General features: G+C 42.2%; 24 protein-coding genes. 5 read left to right on the plus strand and 19 right to left on the minus strand.

The window, feature by feature from the left end:
• Positions 1-26: 26 nt before the first annotated feature.
• Together tssC and P5V12_RS10700 are read right to left on the minus strand one after the other, a co-directional pair.
• On the minus strand, positions 27-2258 hold the full coding sequence (gene tssC / locus P5V12_RS10695; protein WP_316957346.1) for a type VI secretion system contractile sheath large subunit: 2232 nt from the start codon (positions 2256-2258) through the stop codon (positions 27-29).
• 46 nt (positions 2259-2304) lie between these two features.
• Positions 2305-2559 (minus strand): hypothetical protein, encoded by a 255-nt coding sequence (locus tag P5V12_RS10700; RefSeq protein ID WP_316957347.1) that lies wholly within the window; start codon positions 2557-2559, stop codon positions 2305-2307.
• 104 nt (positions 2560-2663) lie between these two features.
• On the opposite strand from P5V12_RS10700, the gene P5V12_RS10705 reads away from it, so the two are divergent.
• The 4 genes from P5V12_RS10705 (at position 2664) to P5V12_RS10720 (ending at position 5069) form a co-directional block, all read left to right on the plus strand.
• On the plus strand, positions 2664-2933 hold the full coding sequence (locus P5V12_RS10705; RefSeq protein ID WP_316957348.1) for a hypothetical protein: 270 nt from the start codon (positions 2664-2666) through the stop codon (positions 2931-2933).
• A 218-nt stretch (positions 2934-3151) separates the two neighbouring features.
• A complete protein-coding gene (locus P5V12_RS10710) occupies positions 3152-4132 on the plus strand; it encodes a sigma-54 dependent transcriptional regulator (RefSeq protein ID WP_316957349.1) in 981 nt (326 codons plus the stop codon).
• Positions 4133-4169: 37 nt separating this feature from the next.
• The gene (locus tag P5V12_RS10715; protein ID WP_316957350.1) at positions 4170-4628 is read left to right on the plus strand and encodes a hypothetical protein; all 459 of its coding nucleotides are present in this window, start codon (positions 4170-4172) and stop codon (positions 4626-4628) included.
• 27 nt (positions 4629-4655) lie between these two features.
• Positions 4656-5069 (plus strand): hypothetical protein, encoded by a 414-nt coding sequence (locus P5V12_RS10720; RefSeq protein WP_316957351.1) that lies wholly within the window; start codon positions 4656-4658, stop codon positions 5067-5069.
• A 5-nt stretch (positions 5070-5074) separates the two neighbouring features.
• Here the strand turns inward: P5V12_RS10720 and P5V12_RS10725 are convergent, their stop codons facing one another.
• Entirely contained in the window at positions 5075-5275 is a 201-nt protein-coding gene (locus P5V12_RS10725) for a hypothetical protein (protein WP_316957352.1), read from the minus strand.
• A 48-nt stretch (positions 5276-5323) separates the two neighbouring features.
• Positions 5324-6037: a GIY-YIG nuclease family protein gene (locus P5V12_RS10730; RefSeq protein ID WP_316957353.1), complete on the minus strand. Its 714-nt coding sequence runs from the start codon at positions 6035-6037 to the stop codon at positions 5324-5326.
• Positions 6038-6320: 283 nt separating this feature from the next.
• On the opposite strand from P5V12_RS10730, the gene P5V12_RS10735 reads away from it, so the two are divergent.
• The gene (locus tag P5V12_RS10735; protein ID WP_316957354.1) at positions 6321-10655 is read left to right on the plus strand and encodes a hypothetical protein; all 4335 of its coding nucleotides are present in this window, start codon (positions 6321-6323) and stop codon (positions 10653-10655) included.
• Positions 10656-10866: 211 nt separating this feature from the next.
• On the opposite strand, the gene P5V12_RS10740 is transcribed toward P5V12_RS10735, so the two are convergent.
• The 15 genes from P5V12_RS10740 to P5V12_RS10810 form a co-directional block, all read right to left on the minus strand.
• Positions 10867-11139 carry a hypothetical protein gene (locus P5V12_RS10740; RefSeq protein ID WP_316957355.1) on the minus strand — a complete coding sequence of 91 codons (273 nt, stop codon included), beginning with the start codon at positions 11137-11139 and terminating at the stop codon, positions 10867-10869.
• Between the two features lie 153 nt (positions 11140-11292).
• Positions 11293-11862 carry a hypothetical protein gene (locus P5V12_RS10745; RefSeq protein ID WP_316957356.1) on the minus strand — a complete coding sequence of 190 codons (570 nt, stop codon included), beginning with the start codon at positions 11860-11862 and terminating at the stop codon, positions 11293-11295.
• 176 nt (positions 11863-12038) lie between these two features.
• On the minus strand, positions 12039-12908 hold the full coding sequence (locus P5V12_RS10750) for a hypothetical protein (protein WP_316957357.1): 870 nt from the start codon (positions 12906-12908) through the stop codon (positions 12039-12041).
• Positions 12909-12953: 45 nt separating this feature from the next.
• Positions 12954-13205 carry a hypothetical protein gene (locus P5V12_RS10755; RefSeq protein ID WP_316957358.1) on the minus strand — a complete coding sequence of 84 codons (252 nt, stop codon included), beginning with the start codon at positions 13203-13205 and terminating at the stop codon, positions 12954-12956.
• A 32-nt stretch (positions 13206-13237) separates the two neighbouring features.
• Positions 13238-13666: a hypothetical protein gene (locus P5V12_RS10760; RefSeq protein ID WP_316957359.1), complete on the minus strand. Its 429-nt coding sequence runs from the start codon at positions 13664-13666 to the stop codon at positions 13238-13240.
• A gap of 162 nt (positions 13667-13828) precedes the next feature.
• Entirely contained in the window at positions 13829-14287 is a 459-nt protein-coding gene (locus P5V12_RS10765) for a hypothetical protein (RefSeq protein ID WP_316957360.1), read from the minus strand.
• A 16-nt stretch (positions 14288-14303) separates the two neighbouring features.
• Positions 14304-14456, minus strand: coding sequence for a hypothetical protein (locus P5V12_RS10770; protein ID WP_316957361.1), 153 nt, complete (start codon positions 14454-14456; stop codon positions 14304-14306).
• Positions 14457-14536: 80 nt separating this feature from the next.
• Positions 14537-15139, minus strand: a complete 603-nt coding sequence (locus P5V12_RS10775) for a hypothetical protein (RefSeq protein WP_316957362.1) — start codon at positions 15137-15139, stop codon at positions 14537-14539.
• 105 nt (positions 15140-15244) lie between these two features.
• On the minus strand, positions 15245-15601 hold the full coding sequence (locus P5V12_RS10780) for a hypothetical protein (RefSeq protein ID WP_316957363.1): 357 nt from the start codon (positions 15599-15601) through the stop codon (positions 15245-15247).
• 280 nt (positions 15602-15881) lie between these two features.
• The gene (locus P5V12_RS10785; RefSeq protein WP_316957364.1) at positions 15882-16172 is read right to left on the minus strand and encodes a hypothetical protein; all 291 of its coding nucleotides are present in this window, start codon (positions 16170-16172) and stop codon (positions 15882-15884) included.
• 192 nt (positions 16173-16364) lie between these two features.
• The gene (locus P5V12_RS10790; protein WP_316957365.1) at positions 16365-16805 is read right to left on the minus strand and encodes an NADAR family protein; all 441 of its coding nucleotides are present in this window, start codon (positions 16803-16805) and stop codon (positions 16365-16367) included.
• A gap of 79 nt (positions 16806-16884) precedes the next feature.
• Positions 16885-17697, minus strand: a complete 813-nt coding sequence (gene lepB, locus P5V12_RS10795) for a signal peptidase I (RefSeq protein WP_316957366.1) — start codon at positions 17695-17697, stop codon at positions 16885-16887.
• 91 nt (positions 17698-17788) lie between these two features.
• Complete coding sequence (locus P5V12_RS10800) at positions 17789-18025, minus strand: hypothetical protein (RefSeq protein WP_316957367.1); 237 nt, start codon at positions 18023-18025, stop codon at positions 17789-17791.
• 15 nt (positions 18026-18040) lie between these two features.
• On the minus strand, positions 18041-18382 hold the full coding sequence (locus tag P5V12_RS10805) for a hypothetical protein (protein WP_316957368.1): 342 nt from the start codon (positions 18380-18382) through the stop codon (positions 18041-18043).
• Between the two features lie 482 nt (positions 18383-18864).
• A complete protein-coding gene (locus P5V12_RS10810; protein WP_316957369.1) occupies positions 18865-19263 on the minus strand; it encodes a hypothetical protein in 399 nt (132 codons plus the stop codon).
• Between the last annotated feature and the right edge of the window lie 173 nt (positions 19264-19436).

A 19436-nucleotide genomic window follows, 5' to 3' on the forward strand; every position in this document is an offset into this window, starting at 1 on the left:
CTCCAAATAAAAAAATTAGAAAATGGTTACGCAGGAATGTCTGCAACGAGCCGTATTGACGCCGTCAGTTCTTCCAATTGAAAATGTGGCCGTAAAAATACAACAGCTTTGTATGCACCTGGTCGACCGGCAACTTCTGTTACCACTACTCTGCCTTGCTGTAACGGGAATGCCGCTTTGGATTCCTGCCCTGCACTCTCATCCAGCAAGACATATTGTGTGATCCACGTATTCAAATACTCTTCAATATTCGAACGTGTTAGAAATGAGCCCACTTTTTCGCGCATGATGACTTTTATATAATGCGCAAATCGCGATGCATTAAGCATGTACGGCAACATGGCGGAGATACTTGCATTCATATTGGCCGAATCGGTATTGTATTTAGTGGGTTTATTGGTGGTTTGGCCGCCGAAAAATGCCGCCTGATCCCAACCCTTTCGATGGCATAACGTCACGAATCCCAGATCGTTCAATTCTTTTTCACGACGGTCGGTGATGGCAATCTGAGTTGGACAGGTGACAACCTTATCGCCATCTTTGGTGGTGACGATATGTGCCGGAAGCCCTTCAACCAAACCACCGCCTTCAACTCCGCGAATCGCCGCTGTCCAACCGTATTTGGCAAAGGCACCGGTAATTCGTTCGGCGAGAAAATAGGCTGAGTTCCCCCACAGGTATTTTCCATTACCTGCACCAGTGACATCCTCTTCAAATTCAATGCCATCTGCAGGCAGAGTTTCTTCACCATAGGGGTAGCGCAGCATGACCTTGGGTAAGGTTAAGGTGACGTAACGGGAATCTTCGCTTTCGCGGAAACTACGCCACTTAATCAATTCTGCGCTTTCAAATATTTTGCTTAGATCACGTGGTTTGGCGAGGTCGGAAAAATCATTCATATCGAATAATTTTGACGATGCCGGTGCAATAAAGGGCGTATGCGCCTGTGCTGCCACTTCGGAAAGTTTGGTCAGTAATTCCATTTCCGGTGCACTTCGACCAAAGGCATAATCACCAACCAGCATACTGTATGGCTCGCCACCGTAGGTGCCGTACTCATCTTCATAGACTTTTTTGAACAAGGCGGTTTGATCAAATTCCACAGCCTTTTCAAAATCTTTTTCCAACTCTTCCTTACTGATCACCAACAATTTCAACTTCAGGCTATCGCTGGTTTCCGTTTTTGATACCAGGTAATGCAAACCTCGCCAGGCGGCTTCAACCTGTTGAAACTTTTCACTGTGGAATATTTCATTTAGCTGATTTTGGATCGCTTCCCGAATTGAATCGATTTTCTTGGTAATCAAGGTTGCCGGATCGAGTTTTTTATCGTCGTCACTGATGCCATTTAGAATTTCTACGGCAAACTGACAGATTAACTGATACACATAGGGCTTTTGATGTTCTTCCAAAATCATCGAACCGCCATCTTTTGCTAACAGATCACCGATGATTTTGTTATCACCGTGGTCAAACTTTTTCCAGGCTTCCTGTTGTATTGCCTGATCACATAGGTAGGTTTCCAGCTTAACCGGCACCCCATCCTCTTTGTCGTCAACAAACGGGCCGCGGCCATCTTCTGCAACATATTCCGATGGGACCAGCATGGCCGGCATGGTTTCCTTGCCTTTGTAGCTTGATTTATCAAACTTAAACTTGGTTTTTTCTTCATCAGAAAAAAGGTCGTCCAGCTTTTTACCGTTAAATGCTTTGAGCAACTCATCGGCTTCTTTATTTTCATTTAACACAATCGCTTCAAGCAAATTGATCAGCTTATCGTTGCCATCCATTTTGCCGAGAAAATCTCTCAACTTTGACTGCGTTTGAAACGCACAATTAGTACGATGAAAATGTTGAGTAACCGCGAGAGGTGAAAGATCATCCATGTTCAATAGAATCATTTCACCACCGATGGAATCCGGTGTTTTGTCCGGGGTAGACGCAGGAAAACATGACACTAAACCATCTTTTATCATGTTTTTAATTGGTTTCTTTTCACCTTTACTGTTTACACCCAAATCAAATTTTGGTGCCAGGGATTTCATCATATCGTCGAAGTTGTCTCTATCGATAGTGACGAACTTTCTTTCTTTTAATGGATCCAGCTTAGGTTCTTTATCACCGCCCAAATCGGCAAGTATTCCCACAATAAATGGTAACGACTTCTTTTCGATAGCATCACCAATTTCTACATCGTATGTGATTTGGACTCTGGGGGGCCGCACGCGGCTTAGCTTTGTCTGTGCACTTTCGCCCATAGTATTGTGCTCCTTATATTAGGAATCTTTAAAATTCCAACATTAATTAATGTTGTGTCACTTTGATTGTGTTTTTAAATACTTCTCTACCATCAGGAAGCTGCACTCTCTCAACCTCCCCATTTTTCTCCAGATACTCTAGAGCAGTCTGAACTTGTTCCAACGAGTCATTGAAGCGCTGTTGGATCAACCACCATTTGGCAACGCCTTCAACTGTCTCTGAGGCCTGGGGTCGCGTAATCAAATAGCGTTTTATTGAATCGGCGATTGACGTTATTTTTTCGGTATCTTCTTTATTCACATGGAGACTCCCCACCATAAATTACCCATTCGTATTCATTCTGCCTGTCACGAAGCATGATCACTGCGCGTATCCGGCGGCCGAAAACAGTTTGAGCAAGCCCTATGCCAACCATGGGATTAATTCCTAAGCAACTGAGATACAAAGATTTTTTAATTTTATTGAAAATTCAATCAGACTTACCGGGTAAAAAAAGTCGCAGTAATCAAATGCAAATTTCTTTACAAACCAGGCAAATAAAGAAAATAGCTATTGCGAAAAAAATTACCCAGAGGGATATTTTCATCCCAACCAGAATCATCGGTCTTAAAATAAACACATTAGATGGCGCGCCAATTTTTCAGATAATGGCGCTTTTAATATCTCTGCGTTAGACATCACTTAAATCTTATCTATAATTTTTTTGTCGAAAACATAATTAAGGCTTGAATAACCATCACTTAGGACAAGACAAATTAGTACAGAGTTGAAAGCGGTTAGATGTATGGGCAGACGAAAACAATTCCCGCCACACTTGGGGTTAGCGATTAGTACAACCTTTACACTTTCATTTTTACTTCCTTCTAATTAAAAATAAAATACGGAGTAATACATGATTCCCTCGGAAGAGCTACTAAAACTAACATTACTAGGCGAATCCGAAGTTATTAATCAACTTCAACAACGTATAATCAAAACTGCACGTTTCGATGCCCCAGTGTTAATTCATGGCGAAACTGGAACCGGTAAAGAGTTAGTTGCACGAAGCCTGCATTATTGTAGCAATCGATCTGATAATGCATTCGTTCCAGTAAACTGTGGTGCCCTATCCGATGAACTTTTCTTAAGTGAAATATTTGGCCATGAAAAAGGTGCGTTTACCGACGCAAAGAAAACCAAAAGCGGCTTACTGGAGCAAGCCAATGAAGGAACGCTCTTTTTGGATGAGATAGACAGCCTGTCGTTAAAATCTCAGGTAGCACTGCTAAGGTTTCTACAAGAAAACGAATATCGATCTGTTGGTGGAGAACAAAATAAACAGGCAAACGTTCGGGTACTGAGTGCAAGCAACAGAGATATAAAAAAATTAGTCAGTGAAGGGCTCTTCAGAGAAGACTTGTTTTATCGCCTGGAAGTGTTAACCATTGATGTTCCACCGTTAAGAGACAGAGAAGATGACGTGGTTTTGTTGACCCAGCATTTTATGGAACAGGTGTGTCAACAACATAAACTCCCGATGAAATCTCTTTCCCCGACAACGAAGGAATGGCTAATACACTACGAGTGGCCTGGAAATGTGCGAGAGCTGGAAAACTGGGTAATGCGACGGTGCTTTTTAACGGAAGGCGTTTTCCTTCAAATAGAAGAAGACCAATCATCATCGGGTGTAGAAGATAAATGCACAGCTCAAATCGGTTCTTTTAAAGATGAAAAAAACCGGGCTATTGAAGAGTTTGAATCATCCTATGTGAATAAAATTCTTGCGCAATGCTCTGGCAATATTAGTCGCGCAGCCAAAATTGCCAATAAGGACAGGCGGGCTTTTGGACGACTGGTAAAAAAATACGGAGTGAATCGTGAACTGTTTTGTTAGTCCACGATTTTATTCTTCCAACCCCAAAGCGAGCCTAATGCTCGTGCTATTACTCTTCGTCACATTCTCCCCAAGCAGCTACGGTAAACAAGAAACCACTGCCCCGGCCACAACAGCAAGCACAGCGGAAGCGCCAAAAACAGAGACGAAAAAAGACGAGTGCGACAAATCCATTCCTTTACTCTCAGAGTTTAATGTCACACCTACGGATTCCGTCGATAGCACGTATACCATTAATTTTGGCCGCTACTTTAGCCCGCCGGATAATTCAACTACAGTTAAGATATTGCAAAGCCGTCAAATTCCGTATGAGATCGCACAGGTACGTGGAACCGAATGCACTATGTCGTTTTTGGTTTTACATGGTAAGTTCTCAACACCCAAATTGGCTGAGCGTGAAATGTGGCGTTTAATGAGTTTCCCCAGCCCGGAACCGTACCAATGGGTTTCGCTCAGAGCCACAGTGGCAAAAAAACCGGCGCAAAAAAAGCAATAATTATTTTGTTGCTTAGGTGAGCAGAACATGAAGGTTTACACAAGTCTAAGGCACAATAAGCAACTGCTCCGAATGATCAGGACGGATGACCCCAGAACCCCCTACGGTTTGGGCAATGCCTATAGCGATAGCATGGAGCCTGAGGACATTACAGAACGGCGTCGGCGCATAATGGATCACTGGGGGATTCACAGTCAATCACCTCGCCGCCCGGAACCACCGTCAACCGCCGGTATACTCCCAGCTCGCACTCAGCGAATACTCTTCCATGAACTCGACCATCACAGTCAGGAATTATTGTCTCGACGCAATTTCAGCGGTAGCGAAGATCGCCGCGATGTACGCTCTGGAACCAAGCAACGCATCCATAGAGGAACCCATGAGTTTGAGTTGAAGGTGGAAAGCTACACCAACTCACCCACCCGGCCGACAAAACGTTAACGCATTTACTGCGACTGAACAGATCGTTGAAAATTAAAGAAGTGTGCTTCTTCACTGGCCACAAGGTAGCCCAGCGATTGATAAAAGCTTACTGCTTGGGTATTCGACTTGAAACACGATAGTGTCACATTATATAAACCTGTCTTCATCACATTAAAGACATCATCCATTAAACATGAATCAACCGGTTTTAATTCTATTACCATAAAAAATCCCTTTTCAATTTTTGTATATCCGCTAACAATAAATTTGGATTAACTCGAAGAGAAATCAGACTCTAACTTATTGACTATTTCTGCAATCACCTCGGTGGTAACACCCATAATTCTGGCGCTGCCTTTAGCGCTCTGATCAACATCATAGCCAGCGGTTTCCAGAAAGGTGCTTATTTCATCGTATATATTCGCCGACCGGCCGATGGATAAATTATGGTTCCCGGACTTACGCCGCCCGATATAGTAAGTTAAGTGTGTTTTATCACTGAATAGAGTGACACCGGCTTTTCGAATACTTGTTCTCAATGAGGCAGTAAGTAACTCGGTTATTTCGCCAAGCAATGCCCTGTTCAGCTCCTGCTTTATATTCCCTTCTTTCTGCAAAATCTGTTTCGTATAAGAGTCAGAAGCACTTTCTATTTCAATTTCTTTTGCTCCCAACAGATCCATAACGGGCTGCATTCTCTCGACCAGGGTATCATCTTTATCCAGAAACCATTCGCCTTCGATTCGAATATCATCCAATAGAAGATGCAACGCATTTTCTATGTCTCTCGCATTAGTATGGGACCATGCTGCAATACATTGCGCTTTTATGGGAGATTTAGTGTTGCTTATTTGTTGCAACCTGGAAGTGAGGGTTGCGTTCCCGGCTCCGGTTATGCCAATTTTTTTATAGGGAATTTCCTCAATGTATCCACCACTGTCGATATGGCGCATGATATAAACAATGGTTTGCTGGTTATTACTCATGTCGCCTCCACGAACTCTTTGCTTTTCAACATAATCGAAACACCATGGCCTTTATTCATTAAGCGCAAAAACACCGCCAGCTTTTTTATAGCCTAGTGACCATCTGCCATTCAATCCATCACACCTTTTATTTTCCATTCATTGCCAACCCCACATTTGCGTGTTTCGTACAGCAAGCCCCTTATAAAGTGTGAGGTGGTTTTATTTTTTGCAGGACAAAAATACTACTCTTCGAGGTACATACGTATGTTTAATATTAATCCGCCATAAAAGGAGAATACAAATGAGAAGAAATAAAATACTTCTCGTTGTTGTCGCTGCACTATCAGTTATTTTAGGATCATGCGGAGGTGGCGGATCAGGTTCATCAGCAATAGATTCTTCAACCAGCAGCTCCGGCGGAAACTCTGGCAACACAAGCTCCAGTAGCTCTAGCGGCGGTTCAGGCAGCAGTTCTAACAGTAGCTCCAGCAGTTCTGGTGGCACTGCCTATAACCCAGTATCAAAATCAAGTTTTGTCACCATACCGGGTTTGTATCATTACACACGAACGGATACATCCTGGCTGGACGGCAGCGCCCTTCCTTACGGCACCTATATAAGTGCAGCAGATATTGATGGTGTTCCGGCATCAAATATCGTTGATGATTTGCAAGTCAAAGCGGTATTAACGAAACCCGGTGGTATTAAAATTCCACTTTCCTTTGTTGATATTGAACCGGGTATGTATTTTATTCGCGTAATGGGCCGCGTAAATCAAACTACGGTTCCCAGAATACGCCGGCCTTTGTTACTCGACTTAAAAATCAACGACGGGCCGAATGGTGAAATCAGCCACTACCGTATGCGCGCCGCCTATGACAATACAGTTAAAGAAGTTGCCCGCATTTTTTTCCATGGGCTAAACGATACAAATAATTTAACCGCTGAGTTGAGTGTTGCGGAAGGTAGCCAGGAAGATTTATACATTCATCGAATTGAATTTTTTGATGCATTAGCCGGCACCTATAAAGTCGCAGGCAAAACCGCTTCATCAACTTTTACACCAGAAGAACGCACAGCATACCGGGAAGAAGCTGCATTTATTGCCTCTCAACCGCCATACACCTGGAGTGATGACGGAAAAATTTATTACCCGGACACCAATGAATGGCGTTGGGTTAACCATCAATACCACGGTAAAACCAATACGGCAGCGGAACGACTTGCACGAGACGAACGTGTCTGGAATTCGCAACCGCCTATTAACGCCATGCATACTGGCGGAAGTGGCGGCCTCGGTGGAAGTTACGATACGACGTATCAAATGGCTCCCAGCGGCCAAACCGTCATTGACGATAGAGTGACAAATGGCGAATGGAAAATTGATATTGGCACTCTTCCTGCCGGTTCAAGCAATTATGCCTTTGATGTTCCCTGGAAATTAATTAACGAAAAACTCGGGTTGGAATATACCCTGGAGGATTATAAGCAGCATAAACCTTTACCCAGCCCTTACCCCTGGGGGGATGCCGGCACAGGATTATATTTTGCCGAGGATAACGCAGCAGGAACAGGTAGCCCAGGAAGCTATTACAATATTATCGGGCCACATATATTCAAGCGTATTTATTATCAGGGGTTTCAAACCATCTGGAATCACGATGGCGGAGGGTTGAATTTAGCCAAACGCTACCATGCGGTGGGCGCTCCTGATGATGAAGCGGGTAACGACGATGCCGCGCGTGATGCCGCCATTTTATTAGTTCGACTGGCGTTGAATTATCCTTCCTACCACTTGGAAGCTCAGGACTTAGCACAAGTCAGTGCAATTCCACATTTGCAAATTGCCAGTGATTATCGATGGGAAGGTCGACGTGTAGGTCAATACCAATATCACGGTTGGGCAGCCACCCGTATGGAGCAATTAACTTACGCCTATGATTATCTGTTCGATTATATTCAAGGCAATGAAGACCTGGCCCAACGGCTGCACGATTTTGTTCCCTGGATAAAAACCTCGCAGGACGTCATCAAACTACTCGACACCAATATTTTGCAATATGCCGTTGCCTGCATTGGTACCAATCGTATTACCTCCACTGCCCCCTATATTTACGGGATGGTGCAAATGCCCACCTCCTTCAGTGGCGATTGGATGAATGCATTCACCTCCAGCATGACGGTATACCCCGCGCGAATGCAAACTATCGATTACCACTACCACAATTCCTACACGCAAGATGGTACAAGTTTTATTGGTTCAACCAGTTATACCCAAGGGGACACCAGCGATTTATTTGAACTCTATAAGAGTTTTAAAAGCTTTATTCGCAACGGCGGTACAGTGGTTCATGATTTATCCGACCCGGTTAAATACCCCAAAATAAAATCTGCAGCCAAGTTTCTGCTCGACACATCCTTAGCCGGTGGATATGAAATTGCCGTGGGCGATGTTGGAGGTGCCCCCTACAAAAGCCGACGATTAACAAGTAGCACACTGCTTAAATATCTTCCTGAAGTCTGGGAAATTACCCAAGACCCAAGAGCCGCGTGGTTGTTGGTGAACGAACCTGACTACGGTGGCAGACGAGGCTTAAGCGACAGCGAATGGAGTAAAGTCCAAACTGCGGCTGCCACACAACTTCGCGACCCAAGGCAATCGACAGAATCACGAGTCCTGCCAGGCTTCGGTTTGGGCATTCTGGAAGAAGGTGTGGGCCAGAATGACTACCGCAAAAAAACTGCCGTGCAACTCAGAACAGGTAACGGTGTTGGCCACGCCCACGCCGATGCACTGGATTTAAATTTCTTTGCCCTGGGTTTGCGTATGGGCACCGACATCGCACAACGGGATGAAGGCGAGAACTTTACCCTACCCCCATCAACCCGTTCTATTGTGCACAATGTGGTTGAGGTAGATGGCTTACTCCACCCCTGGAAGAATAAAGAAGACCCCAATAATCCAGAAGCTATTTGGCCCACTGGAAATTTCGATAGCTCCGACGCCTGGATTGATGTATTTAAACCGGTTTCCGGCGGCCAGATAATGGGGGGCGAAGGAAAAACCGGTAGTCGTTACAAAAACTACGGACTGTTTCGTCGCGACCTGGCCTTAATTGATCTCGACGGTGAATCCGCCTACGTCATGGATTGTTTCCGAGTCAGCGGCGGCAAACTCCACACCTGGAGTTTTCACGGTGGTATCACCAATAATGAGACTGACGGTTTATCGGTAAATGGCACCTGGACAAATTCCGGCCTGGCAGATACCGGATCGGAAATTGGCAGCAGCGCCATGTACATGCGTAAATATGCCAACGGCTCCAAGTTCGAAGGCACGGCACCAACAAACGGCCCGATTGAAGCCACTTGGCGACTTGGCCGCACTGCAAGCACCTCCAACGAATGTAACGGCGACAATACCTGTGTGGATGTCACCACCATTGCTGCCGAACAGGCTATGCATGGCAGCGACTACAACGCCACCTCTGCCAGGAAGTACACCAAAATTACGCTGTTTGAACACGAGGGGGAACGACTGCTTAAAGGAAATCTTATTTCCGGTAAATACCAAATGAACTTCCCCAGGTTGCATGTGCAAAACACTCAAAATGCACCTTACGATAAACCCTATGCAGAACTTCCTGATTTGGAAAGTGTTTACCCAATGGTATTGGAAGCCTATGCAGGAACCTCCAAGCTAGGCACGAAAGCTTCTGTTGCCATAGATAACAACGATACCGACGCACGCAAAGCCGTACTTCTGGAAACAGCAGTAAGTAATGGAACCAACCGTACCGACTGGTTCTTTAGCGACCTGTACGATAAAGCACGAACTATCACCAGCCGCAACGCAACCATTCACGCAGACCGGGTAGTGTTTTCCAAAGATGATAGCGGCCTGCGATTTATTAACCTTGTGGGAGGCAAGCAATTTAAAGCAGGTGATATTGTCGTACAACCCGATAGCGACATGTATCAAGCCACAGTAACCGCTGTGGATTATGTAACGAAAAAAGTCACACTCAATACGCCCTTCCCCGCAAAATTATTGCAGGGAGAGAACCTGCACTTTTATAACGAAGGGCATCACTCCAGTTATAAATTAATCGATACTGCAGCAAACACCATCACCGTGGAAAACAGCCCGGTAGTTGGCAAAATAAATATCAGTGCAATTGCCGGTGACGGGATGCTTACGCGAGACAGCACTTACCTTTTAGCTGACTACGGCAATAGAAATCGGGGCTTCACCGCAGCAACCGAGGATCATGCAAAATCAACTGTTATGCTTCATTACGATCAAATACCGGCAGGCAGCATCAGCATGGCTGATTTAACCGATGTCGATGGCGACGGTTATACCAGCTTGCTGATTTATGATTTTGGGCCAACGGATACCGCGGAAATTCTTACCCATGTTGGGATAAAACGCACAGGTACAGGAACCTATGACATCGATGCAAATGTTGGGTTTACACTCACCCTGCCGCTAACCAATATTACCAGCGCCAACTTTAAAGCACCTGGCGCACAAGCGGTTAATCTACCCATTAGCCCAGGAACTGGAACCATAACGATATCCATCACCGCGGCACAATTAAATAACGGGCAAGGTGTATTGGAATTGCTTTAATAACTTTGACAGTGTGGCATTCACACACTGAGCTAACCTTTTATGCCTTTGTAGACCATTGTTAGTCTGCAGGGGCATAAAGGTGGTTTGTTGGGGCTTGAGTGGATAAATTTTTCGATAAGATACAAGCTGATCTGAGAGGTTTTTCACTACTTTAATAGAACATATAGATACAGTGTAATAACAGGTATTTAACGCCTAAAGCAGCGGTTTATTTATCACCTATTTTTGCCTCTTGCAATTCATAGCTAAACCAAGGCAGACCTTTAGGTTTAGCCCAAAAAGGTATGACTATAAAGATTGCAAAAATCAATATCCCCGCAACAAAAGAAGCTTCATCGCTTATTTTCCACAAGAACTTTAACACCGGAGCGCTAAATAGAGCTAACACACCATAAGAAAGATACAATTTACTACTAGCCTCTTTAGGCCATTCCTTACTCTTTATATGAGCGCAGCATTCTGAACAAATGTAGCCCACCACTCTTTGCCGCCTTGCACGTCTTAAGGACTGTAGCCAACTAATTTTGTTTAAACAGTTTGGACAAATCATAGATTCATTAAGATATAAGAAATAGAAACACCAAAAAAAATAAGATACTAGCACACCTAACTGACAGGATTTATACGTTAATTCCTAACTAATTTTCTTACGATCTTTAATAAAGTTTGCATGATCTTTTGCCCAAAACGGCAACTTCATACAAATTACTATAACCCCCAACAGAAATAAGGTCAGAAAAATCACTCCATGTAACCAAACACCAGATACAATCCAGTGTATAAATCCTTCGCCTATTCGGTACTCGTACCAACTATTAATAACATCAGCATGCTCTCTTACAAACGACTCGGCGTAAAGCGCCATTGATAGAATAGAATAACCCAACACTAAAATCCCAACCGAAAGCATTAAAGGCTTCCAGGGGTGAGCCTTTGTGTTGAGATTTATCGCAATCATTCCGATATAAAAAATAACCGACGCACTTAAGCAAATAAAAGCGATAGCCAGCCCACCTAAAGCAATTACAACAATAAACCATATTCCCTTGGTAGCTCCCCATATCTGCTCACCTCGAATGTAAACTGACTCTTGTAAAAGCACTACATACAAACCAACAAACAGAACAAATAAAACGACGACCAGAGGAAGCATTTTCCACTGATCACGAATCTCCTTCTTTCTTGCTTCTTCTATCTCGTTCATTTTGATATGATCAATCGCTCCGTTTATCTAGACCAATATAAACTTACTTTCCCCAAAAGCGCATTAGCCTTTCAAATTCAACACATCCGTAATAAAGACCACCCTTCCGAAACACCACCTTGCATGACGGATACTAATTATCACGTTATTTATCGATCAGCGAGAAAAACAACATACTAACAACTCTTTCCATTCAATGCAGAATTAATTATATGAGTTACCCAATCACCATTTTTTCTACCAGAATCAAACGTAGTATATCCATTCGATCTGTAGCGAAAATCCATCTTCCAGCCGTTACTTCTCTTTTTATCCTGTAAATAACGTATAGCGTATTGCGCTCTTGGGTCATCTAAAAGATTCGCATTCGCAGCAAATCGAATCAGCTCGACAATGTTAAGGTGATAGGATTCAGGAAATGAAATATCCATTATATGTTGAGTGATGGGCTTATCGTCGCGAAGCCTTTTTACTAGATGATGTTCAAGCAGGTACTCTTTGCCCTGCTCCAACTTTTGACTAACACTTGTATCGCCGGTAGCCTTCCAGTAAGAAAACAAAGCAAATACAGATTTAGCAAGACCAATGTAACAAGGAGTGTTTTTAAAACAACCACCGTACCGGTCAAATTTTAAATTTGGGATAGATACCGATTGTCCACGTTCCATAGGTTGATAGTCATTAATCCATTCCACCGCATTCAGAACCGGCTCGGTTCTGGCCAGCCCTAGCCTGCACAGTGCGGTAACTATCATCGCGTTATAGCAAGGTAGAAAATGCTTTTCATCTCCGCTTAACGAGAAACCAAAAGGAGCAGCAAGCCTATTGAATATCCGGTCAATCAATTTGTGAGTGTACTCAAGATGTTGAGCATAAGGTATTTCACTCATCGCAATGACTTTCCAGATATAAAATAGAGAATCGTCAACCCAATCGCTTGTGAGCCGTTTAACTAGATCCGATTGTTCCAACAACGCCAATGCATCACCTTGCGAAACTTTCGTGCCGCTATCGATAATTATTTTAAGTTGTAAAGCTGTGTCCATCGTATTACTCAGATAACGTTCTTGATATGCCAGATACGCATTTTCCTATACAATCGTTCTATAGAACTCAGGCTTCGCACTTTCATATATACTCAAAATCTTCTCCGGCAACGCCTCACCCGGCGCAGGAGTTCCAAGTGATTCAACTAAAGCAGTAATATGCGCATCCATGTATGGTTGGTTTTCCCATTCCTCAAAAAGGATAAATTCGTGTCTGCATGCGAAACTTTGATTAAATAAGTAGGAAATACAGTCCTCTCTACGCCTGAAATCAACAGTCAACTTCGATGCTAGCACTAAAAAACCCTCCAACCTGGGAAAATGAAGCACTATGAAGAGGTTCCTTCTACAGACTCACATACTTTTAACCGTTTATGTAACAGCACACTCATAAAGAACGCTTGAATTGATAAAATAATAGCCAAAGAAAATGCGGCCAGCGCAACGGATTCAAAATAATCCGGGGAATCTTTAATCAAGCTAAACACAGAGTACCCCGAAACAGCATCACCACCATCTGGCATAAGCACCGATGCGACTACAAACAAGAAATTACTCACAACAGACACTATAGTTATTTTTTTATTATTTCCATTTACACGAACAGAAATACTAACCTGGAAGGCGCTGTGGACTATAAAAATTGGAACAACAACGACAGATGTCATAAATGTTACCCAGCCCATATTTGTAATCCTTGCCACAAGTGAAATAAGCAAGCACAGCGCAAGACTAATAACAATTATTAGGTTATTCATTCCAACCACCACGTAATGAATTTAATTATAACTTCTAATCAAGTTATGGCACCACTAAGACAACGACCTACAGCAAAAACAAACTCCAACCCTATTCATGACCAGGGTAGTCATAAAACAGACTTTTAAAACTGGCACCATCAGTCGAATTGAGATGCTAGGTTACGCCCTTTGTACAGAGACTTTGCCTGTTTGAATACCAGAAAGAGATAACCAGACTTGCTTGGCTCCTACAATATGCACTATACCAACAGCTAAGCTCGTAAGTGACGTCCAAACCATAAAACTCGTCATATCATCTGGATTAAAAAATAAAGCATAAGGCAACCATAATCCTCTAATAGTATAAGCAGAAGATACAATCACGAGAACCGTTTTCAGAAAAGGTAGCTTGATTATCAAGCTGGCACCCGATAATGCATAAAGCCCCCAAACTAAAAGTACCATAAATATCCCGAAGGTAGTAATCGGCGGAATCCAGGAACCGTTTTCAGCAAGGGAAGCCATTTCCTCTCCCGCACCCCAAAACAGATACCAATCTGGCCCACCGATTATAATGGCAATATGCAGCATTGCCGCCACAATACTAAAAACACCACCGCTAAGTAGAAATTTATTCATGATTACTTGTTCCGTTCTACAGGCTATAACTCTGCCATAAACCACAGCATCTAAGGTCAACAAAACCTTCAGGTAAATCCAGCTCTACTTCGACAGAACCACAACAACATGACGCCTTATGCTTTGACTGAATCTTTACCCCATCGACATCTCTGAAATTTAAGCTCATATTCTATTTCCTGAATTCACAAACACCCGACACACAGAGCAGACAAAGCGAGGACATTATTATTCGGCTTGTTAAACTAGTCATTCATCAGGACTACATTTACCGTACTTAGCTTTAACTTTATTAATGTAACTTGAAAGCTTGTAACCTAGCATTCCGTTCACATGTTCATGAATGTCATCGCCATCCCATTTAGATTTAAGACTATTTTCTTTTAGCTCCAAGCCGTCTTGATATAGGTAGCGTACTTTTGTTAAAAAAGCATGTTGACCGCCTGTAACGTATGATTTTCCTTGTTGTTTCTCAACTCTTGGGATGTGGTACGGGGAAAACTCTAATTTGGCTCCATCTTTCCAGGTTATAAAGATATACTCAAGCCCCGGAGCCGGGTAATGATATTCCATGCCGCCTATCATTAACGCCGAATATTCCGAAGAGACTTCTACCACTCCTTTTTGTCTCTTTCCTGCTATATGCTTTATAACCTGTATCTTGTATGTACCGTGCTGATCAACCAATTCTTCACCATCGAACAAAATTGGCTTGACTTCGACTCTTCCTTCTAAAACCTTTCCGTAAAATACACTTTGAGAACACTCCAGAATTTCTTCTAAAGTTGATGCTCTTGGTTTAGAGTAAACCACCACGGGAACAAAAATAAGCAAAAATAGGATATTTCTCATTATATGCCTAACATCCGCCACGCTAACCGCGTCGGAGGTGAGATTCGCAAAGAGAGTAAAACAAACAACGTTTAACCGAAGCCCGGCTAACCGCTTTATTAAGCATTACTCCACCCATATATTTTTCAAATTTAAAACATAATCAGTTTCGGGATTTTCTTCATCTTGGTATAAAAATCCCTCATTTTTCAAAATGCCCTCTTCCACTAAATTTGAAATGTATTTGTTTGTTACATCCTTATACGTCTGTACATCTTTCGAAGAGCCTTTTAAAAACGGCCACTCTCCAAAGGTATCGGATACAAACTGAATTAAATCTCCCTGATTCTCAAGCAAATACCATGTAACAATGGCCGACTGAGGAGGATTACCTGCCAGCTCCCGTTTTTTTGAACCGTTCAAATGAGAAAAGGAGATTACCTCCTTTTTCGATTGATTTACTAACACATACTCAACACCCATAGTACATCCTGATGCTTAAATGGTCGGCGCTCAATGTCACTCCGGAGTGGGTGATTTTTTGAGCAATTTGATAGGCGGCCGCGCACGTTCATACCTTCCATCCACTTATTAAGCTAATTTAAATATTTACGATATATCACAACACGGACAGTGATCTGCTAACAAAATGCGCAACAACCTGGCTATAAGCGAGGCTCGCGTATTGCCATGTGAGCTTGCCCCAATCAACACGGGATGTCGCAAGCCCTGAGTCTATACGAAGCCTTCTTAGTTAAGCATTTTATCTAACCCTCTCAATACTACAACTAGATCCCACCAACATCCCATTTTCCAACCTAACAACTACTTTATAGTTGATTTCCTTGCTTAAGCGAACCACACAAAAATTAGGCTTCTGCATAATCTGAACAACTTGGTTCTTTTTATAAGTACTTGATAAAACATCAATCACTTTTAAATGAGTAATTGTTTCTCCGTTTTCATTCTTTTTATTAAGCGCACCACCGTCGATTGGAGTTCCAACAAAGTACTCTCTACTTTCCTCTAACCTCAACCGTTCTGACTCTGGCAAATAACGTTCCCAACAAGAACAAGCATTCGCCAATGATGCGAGGCACATTAGCAATATAATTATGTACTTCATAACTAATTTAATGTGTAACACCGTGGTAACTCTCTCGTATTGAGTCAGTGGAGTTTTAATGTAAAGTGGCACAATGACATAAAACGCAACAAAGTAATGTCGATCAAATTAACCGCTTAATTAGGATCTTAGCTTCTCTCGGACCTCCATGAGTATTTTTCCAAGCATGTTCTGCCCTTTACCGTCACCACCATCTCCCCAGTAGCTATCATTCTCCGTATGTTCAACCAACTTAGCGTCATTTGTTGACAACAAAAGGATCCTTAGATCTTCGTGTTGACTAAACTTAGCTAATAAAGCTTCACGCATAACATTGTCTTTCATTGATTCCCAGTTACGTTTAAGTTTTCTCTTCCTATCCCGACCCTTTCTAGCAGCTTCGATCGGAGTTTTTGCTTTTAGAATCTCGTTTTGATCCGATTCGGACTCAAACTTCATGGCTTGAAAATAGTGCTCACTTGTAGGCCATACTTTTTTCTTTAGCTTTACAGGAAATGCGGCAAAATTTGAAAACTCCCCAAATTCATCGACTACGCTATAAAATTTTATTACTTCACTCATACTACACTCTGATTCGGAAACTTAAGGCCTAAATAAGGATATCGTTTACAACGCTTCTCTATATTTTTTGTCGGATGAATTACCACTGAAGAACTACCTTACCAACAATATTTGCTTCTGGAACCACTCCCCAAAAACGGCTATCTAGTGAGTTGTTTCGATTATCACCCATCACGAAATAGTGCCCGTCAGGAACAGTAATTCTATGGTTTTTGAATCTGAATGGTTCATTAAGATACTTCACTATAAATGTGTTTTCCCCAACGGTTTCTTTAGATGTAGTAAAATCTAATATTTCAGAAACCACCTTTCCATTAATACTAAGTGTGCTTTCGAACAATAAAACCTCATCACCAGGCACCCCAATGATTCGTTCGACGAAGACACGACTTTCATGGGGAGGGTAAAGCACAAATATTTCTCCTGGATTTGGCTTCGAACCAGGTCTATTTAAATTTATAAAGTTGAAACCCCAAGTGCCGTAAGTACCATAACCAAACTTTGAAATTAGGACATGATTACCTGGATTTAAGTTGGGCGACATTGATTCAGAAGGAATGCGGAACGGTTCGCACAAAAAGGAACGTACTGTAAATATGGCGATAACTATAACAATAGGTATCGTTAATGCTCCCCACCAATAATTAAAGAATCGCTTTCTTTCATTATCATTTGTATTTTTCACTAGCTTTAACGAATGAAAAACGGCCACAACGGCAAGAGTAAGACCAAGGCCGCTAATCCCATAGTATAGATTTAATAAATAATCACCTAACATCGAAAAAATTAACGCAGCCAAATAAACCAGGGCAATACTTCCACGAGATAAGTATAAAAAAGCCAATGGTGGCATAAAAAATGCCAGAATCCCCACAAATACTTTTTTTTCCACAATATCTCCTTTTCACCTAACCCCGTAATTTTCGATGTTTTTTATATAGAACTGGAGGCGAAACGGGGAAATTGTCGCCAAGTTACGATCATTAACTGCGCTGCATACGATAGAACCTAAGATCCCCCGTTACAGCATGAAGATTCAGTTCATTTCTTAATTCACTACGAAGCGCTTTTAAAATACCTGTAAATTCATTTGAACCACTACTTAACATATCATCCAAAGCATCAAGCTGTTCCTTATTTCCTAATAGCTGAATATCTTCAATTGCTTTCTCAACTAAATGCTTCTGTTCGTCTATCGCCCTAAGTCGACACTGATGCAAACAGTCTTTTTGGTTTTACTTGTTATTTGTTTTTTCCAGAGTACCCGCATATAAGTATAAGGCGTAAACCACCAGTCCCCACCATGTAGCAATTAGCCCAAGTAGAAACCATAACTCTCGCCTTGCTTCAGTGACAGTATATAACCACCAACCAATAAATAAGCCTACAAACTGCACAGCAATAATTTTTATTGCAGGAGCTATTGCGAATATAAAATTTTCAGATTCCATGAGTACTGATGAACCTGAAGCCATCAGTTTATTCATGTAAAAGGATAATACTGCTCCAACACTTATTTCTACTACGGTGGCAATAACAACCAAAACCACCAATTGTTCTACTTTCTCTCGATTCAAAGCTTCCCCCTTTTTAACACATAGCAGTATATTATACGGAATTCCTTACCCCCCCGGATAAGAACAATTCTCACCCAATATAGTTTCTTATTTGATTTCAATGCATTAACAAAAATGTCTGTTTGTGAGCGATCCTTGAATGGGAAAAAGCTGTCTGCGCACTTAACAGCACTTTCAGGGGCTTCTATTCACTCGATAAGGAGACATTTTTTCTTTTTTTTCAATAGCTTACTTTCTAACAATTGAAAAACAAAGAATTTATTTTAGTTTTTCATTAGACCCCATTATTGAGAAAATGTCTATTTTCAATACAACTGCGCGCATATGCAGAGCAATACTTCTAGGTGCAAATTTTAAGCACGTTACTCTGTTACACCTAAGCCTATATTAAAGCCAAGTATGTTTATTAGTCTTGTTGCATCAAGACACTTAAGTAACCATTATTTCTTGACAGACAATTGGAAGTAATCCTCAGAAAAGCACTAAACTAGTCGATGCAAAAGAATGTTAATCACAACCCACAAACCAATCACCATTGCCGGCAACCACAATGCAACAAGGGCTGTTGGACAAATATATATCCGTCCGCCCTCTTTCCACCCTGTCGCTTGAGTAACTGCATCGTTAATTGGGTCTGAATCCGGGATATCGGCTCTCAATCGATGTAAAGCCTGAATGACGTTGAAGCATTGCACTGTGGTAAACAACCATAAAATCGACATTGCCAAACCAAATATGGCAATCATCCATGTATAGGGTGCCCCACCCTGAGTGCCTAAAGCGGTGAGGATAAAACCATTGCCCACCAAAAAGGTACCTGTTCGAGTATTCAATAAGGCGTCTTCTTCGACGGTTCTTTTTCTAATATTGGCGTGATCCATAAATAGCACCCCCCTGAATAATTTACATTCTACCTAGACAAAACTTAAGCATCCCAAACGAGACCACGATTACTGCATACACAACATAAATGCGCAATTGCATTCAGATTATTCGAAAACCTTTTTTGGGGCATACTTCTTTAAGTTTTAATTATTAATTACTCAATTTCAAT

The organism is Teredinibacter sp. KSP-S5-2, from assembly GCF_032773895.1.
Lineage (GTDB): Bacteria > Pseudomonadota > Gammaproteobacteria > Pseudomonadales > Cellvibrionaceae.

Coding starts and splice junctions, on each gene's coding strand:
- tssC (WP_316957346.1), bottom strand. CDS start 2,258: ATGGGCGAAAGTGCACAGACAAAGCTAAGCCGCGTGCGGCCCCCCAGA.
- P5V12_RS10705 (WP_316957348.1), top strand. CDS start 2,664: ATGCCAACCATGGGATTAATTCCTAAGCAACTGAGATACAAAGATTTT.
- P5V12_RS10710 (WP_316957349.1), top strand. CDS start 3,152: ATGATTCCCTCGGAAGAGCTACTAAAACTAACATTACTAGGCGAATCC.
- P5V12_RS10715 (WP_316957350.1), top strand. CDS start 4,170: ATGCTCGTGCTATTACTCTTCGTCACATTCTCCCCAAGCAGCTACGGT.
- P5V12_RS10720 (WP_316957351.1), top strand. CDS start 4,656: ATGAAGGTTTACACAAGTCTAAGGCACAATAAGCAACTGCTCCGAATG.
- P5V12_RS10725 (WP_316957352.1), bottom strand. CDS start 5,275: ATGGTAATAGAATTAAAACCGGTTGATTCATGTTTAATGGATGATGTC.
- P5V12_RS10730 (WP_316957353.1), bottom strand. CDS start 6,037: ATGAGTAATAACCAGCAAACCATTGTTTATATCATGCGCCATATCGAC.
- P5V12_RS10735 (WP_316957354.1), top strand. CDS start 6,321: ATGAGAAGAAATAAAATACTTCTCGTTGTTGTCGCTGCACTATCAGTT.
- P5V12_RS10745 (WP_316957356.1), bottom strand. CDS start 11,862: ATGAACGAGATAGAAGAAGCAAGAAAGAAGGAGATTCGTGATCAGTGG.
- P5V12_RS10750 (WP_316957357.1), bottom strand. CDS start 12,908: ATGGACACAGCTTTACAACTTAAAATAATTATCGATAGCGGCACGAAA.
- P5V12_RS10760 (WP_316957359.1), bottom strand. CDS start 13,666: ATGAATAACCTAATAATTGTTATTAGTCTTGCGCTGTGCTTGCTTATT.
- P5V12_RS10765 (WP_316957360.1), bottom strand. CDS start 14,287: ATGAATAAATTTCTACTTAGCGGTGGTGTTTTTAGTATTGTGGCGGCA.
- P5V12_RS10770 (WP_316957361.1), bottom strand. CDS start 14,456: ATGAGCTTAAATTTCAGAGATGTCGATGGGGTAAAGATTCAGTCAAAG.
- P5V12_RS10775 (WP_316957362.1), bottom strand. CDS start 15,139: ATGAGAAATATCCTATTTTTGCTTATTTTTGTTCCCGTGGTGGTTTAC.
- P5V12_RS10780 (WP_316957363.1), bottom strand. CDS start 15,601: ATGGGTGTTGAGTATGTGTTAGTAAATCAATCGAAAAAGGAGGTAATC.
- P5V12_RS10790 (WP_316957365.1), bottom strand. CDS start 16,805: ATGAGTGAAGTAATAAAATTTTATAGCGTAGTCGATGAATTTGGGGAG.
- P5V12_RS10810 (WP_316957369.1), bottom strand. CDS start 19,263: ATGGATCACGCCAATATTAGAAAAAGAACCGTCGAAGAAGACGCCTTA.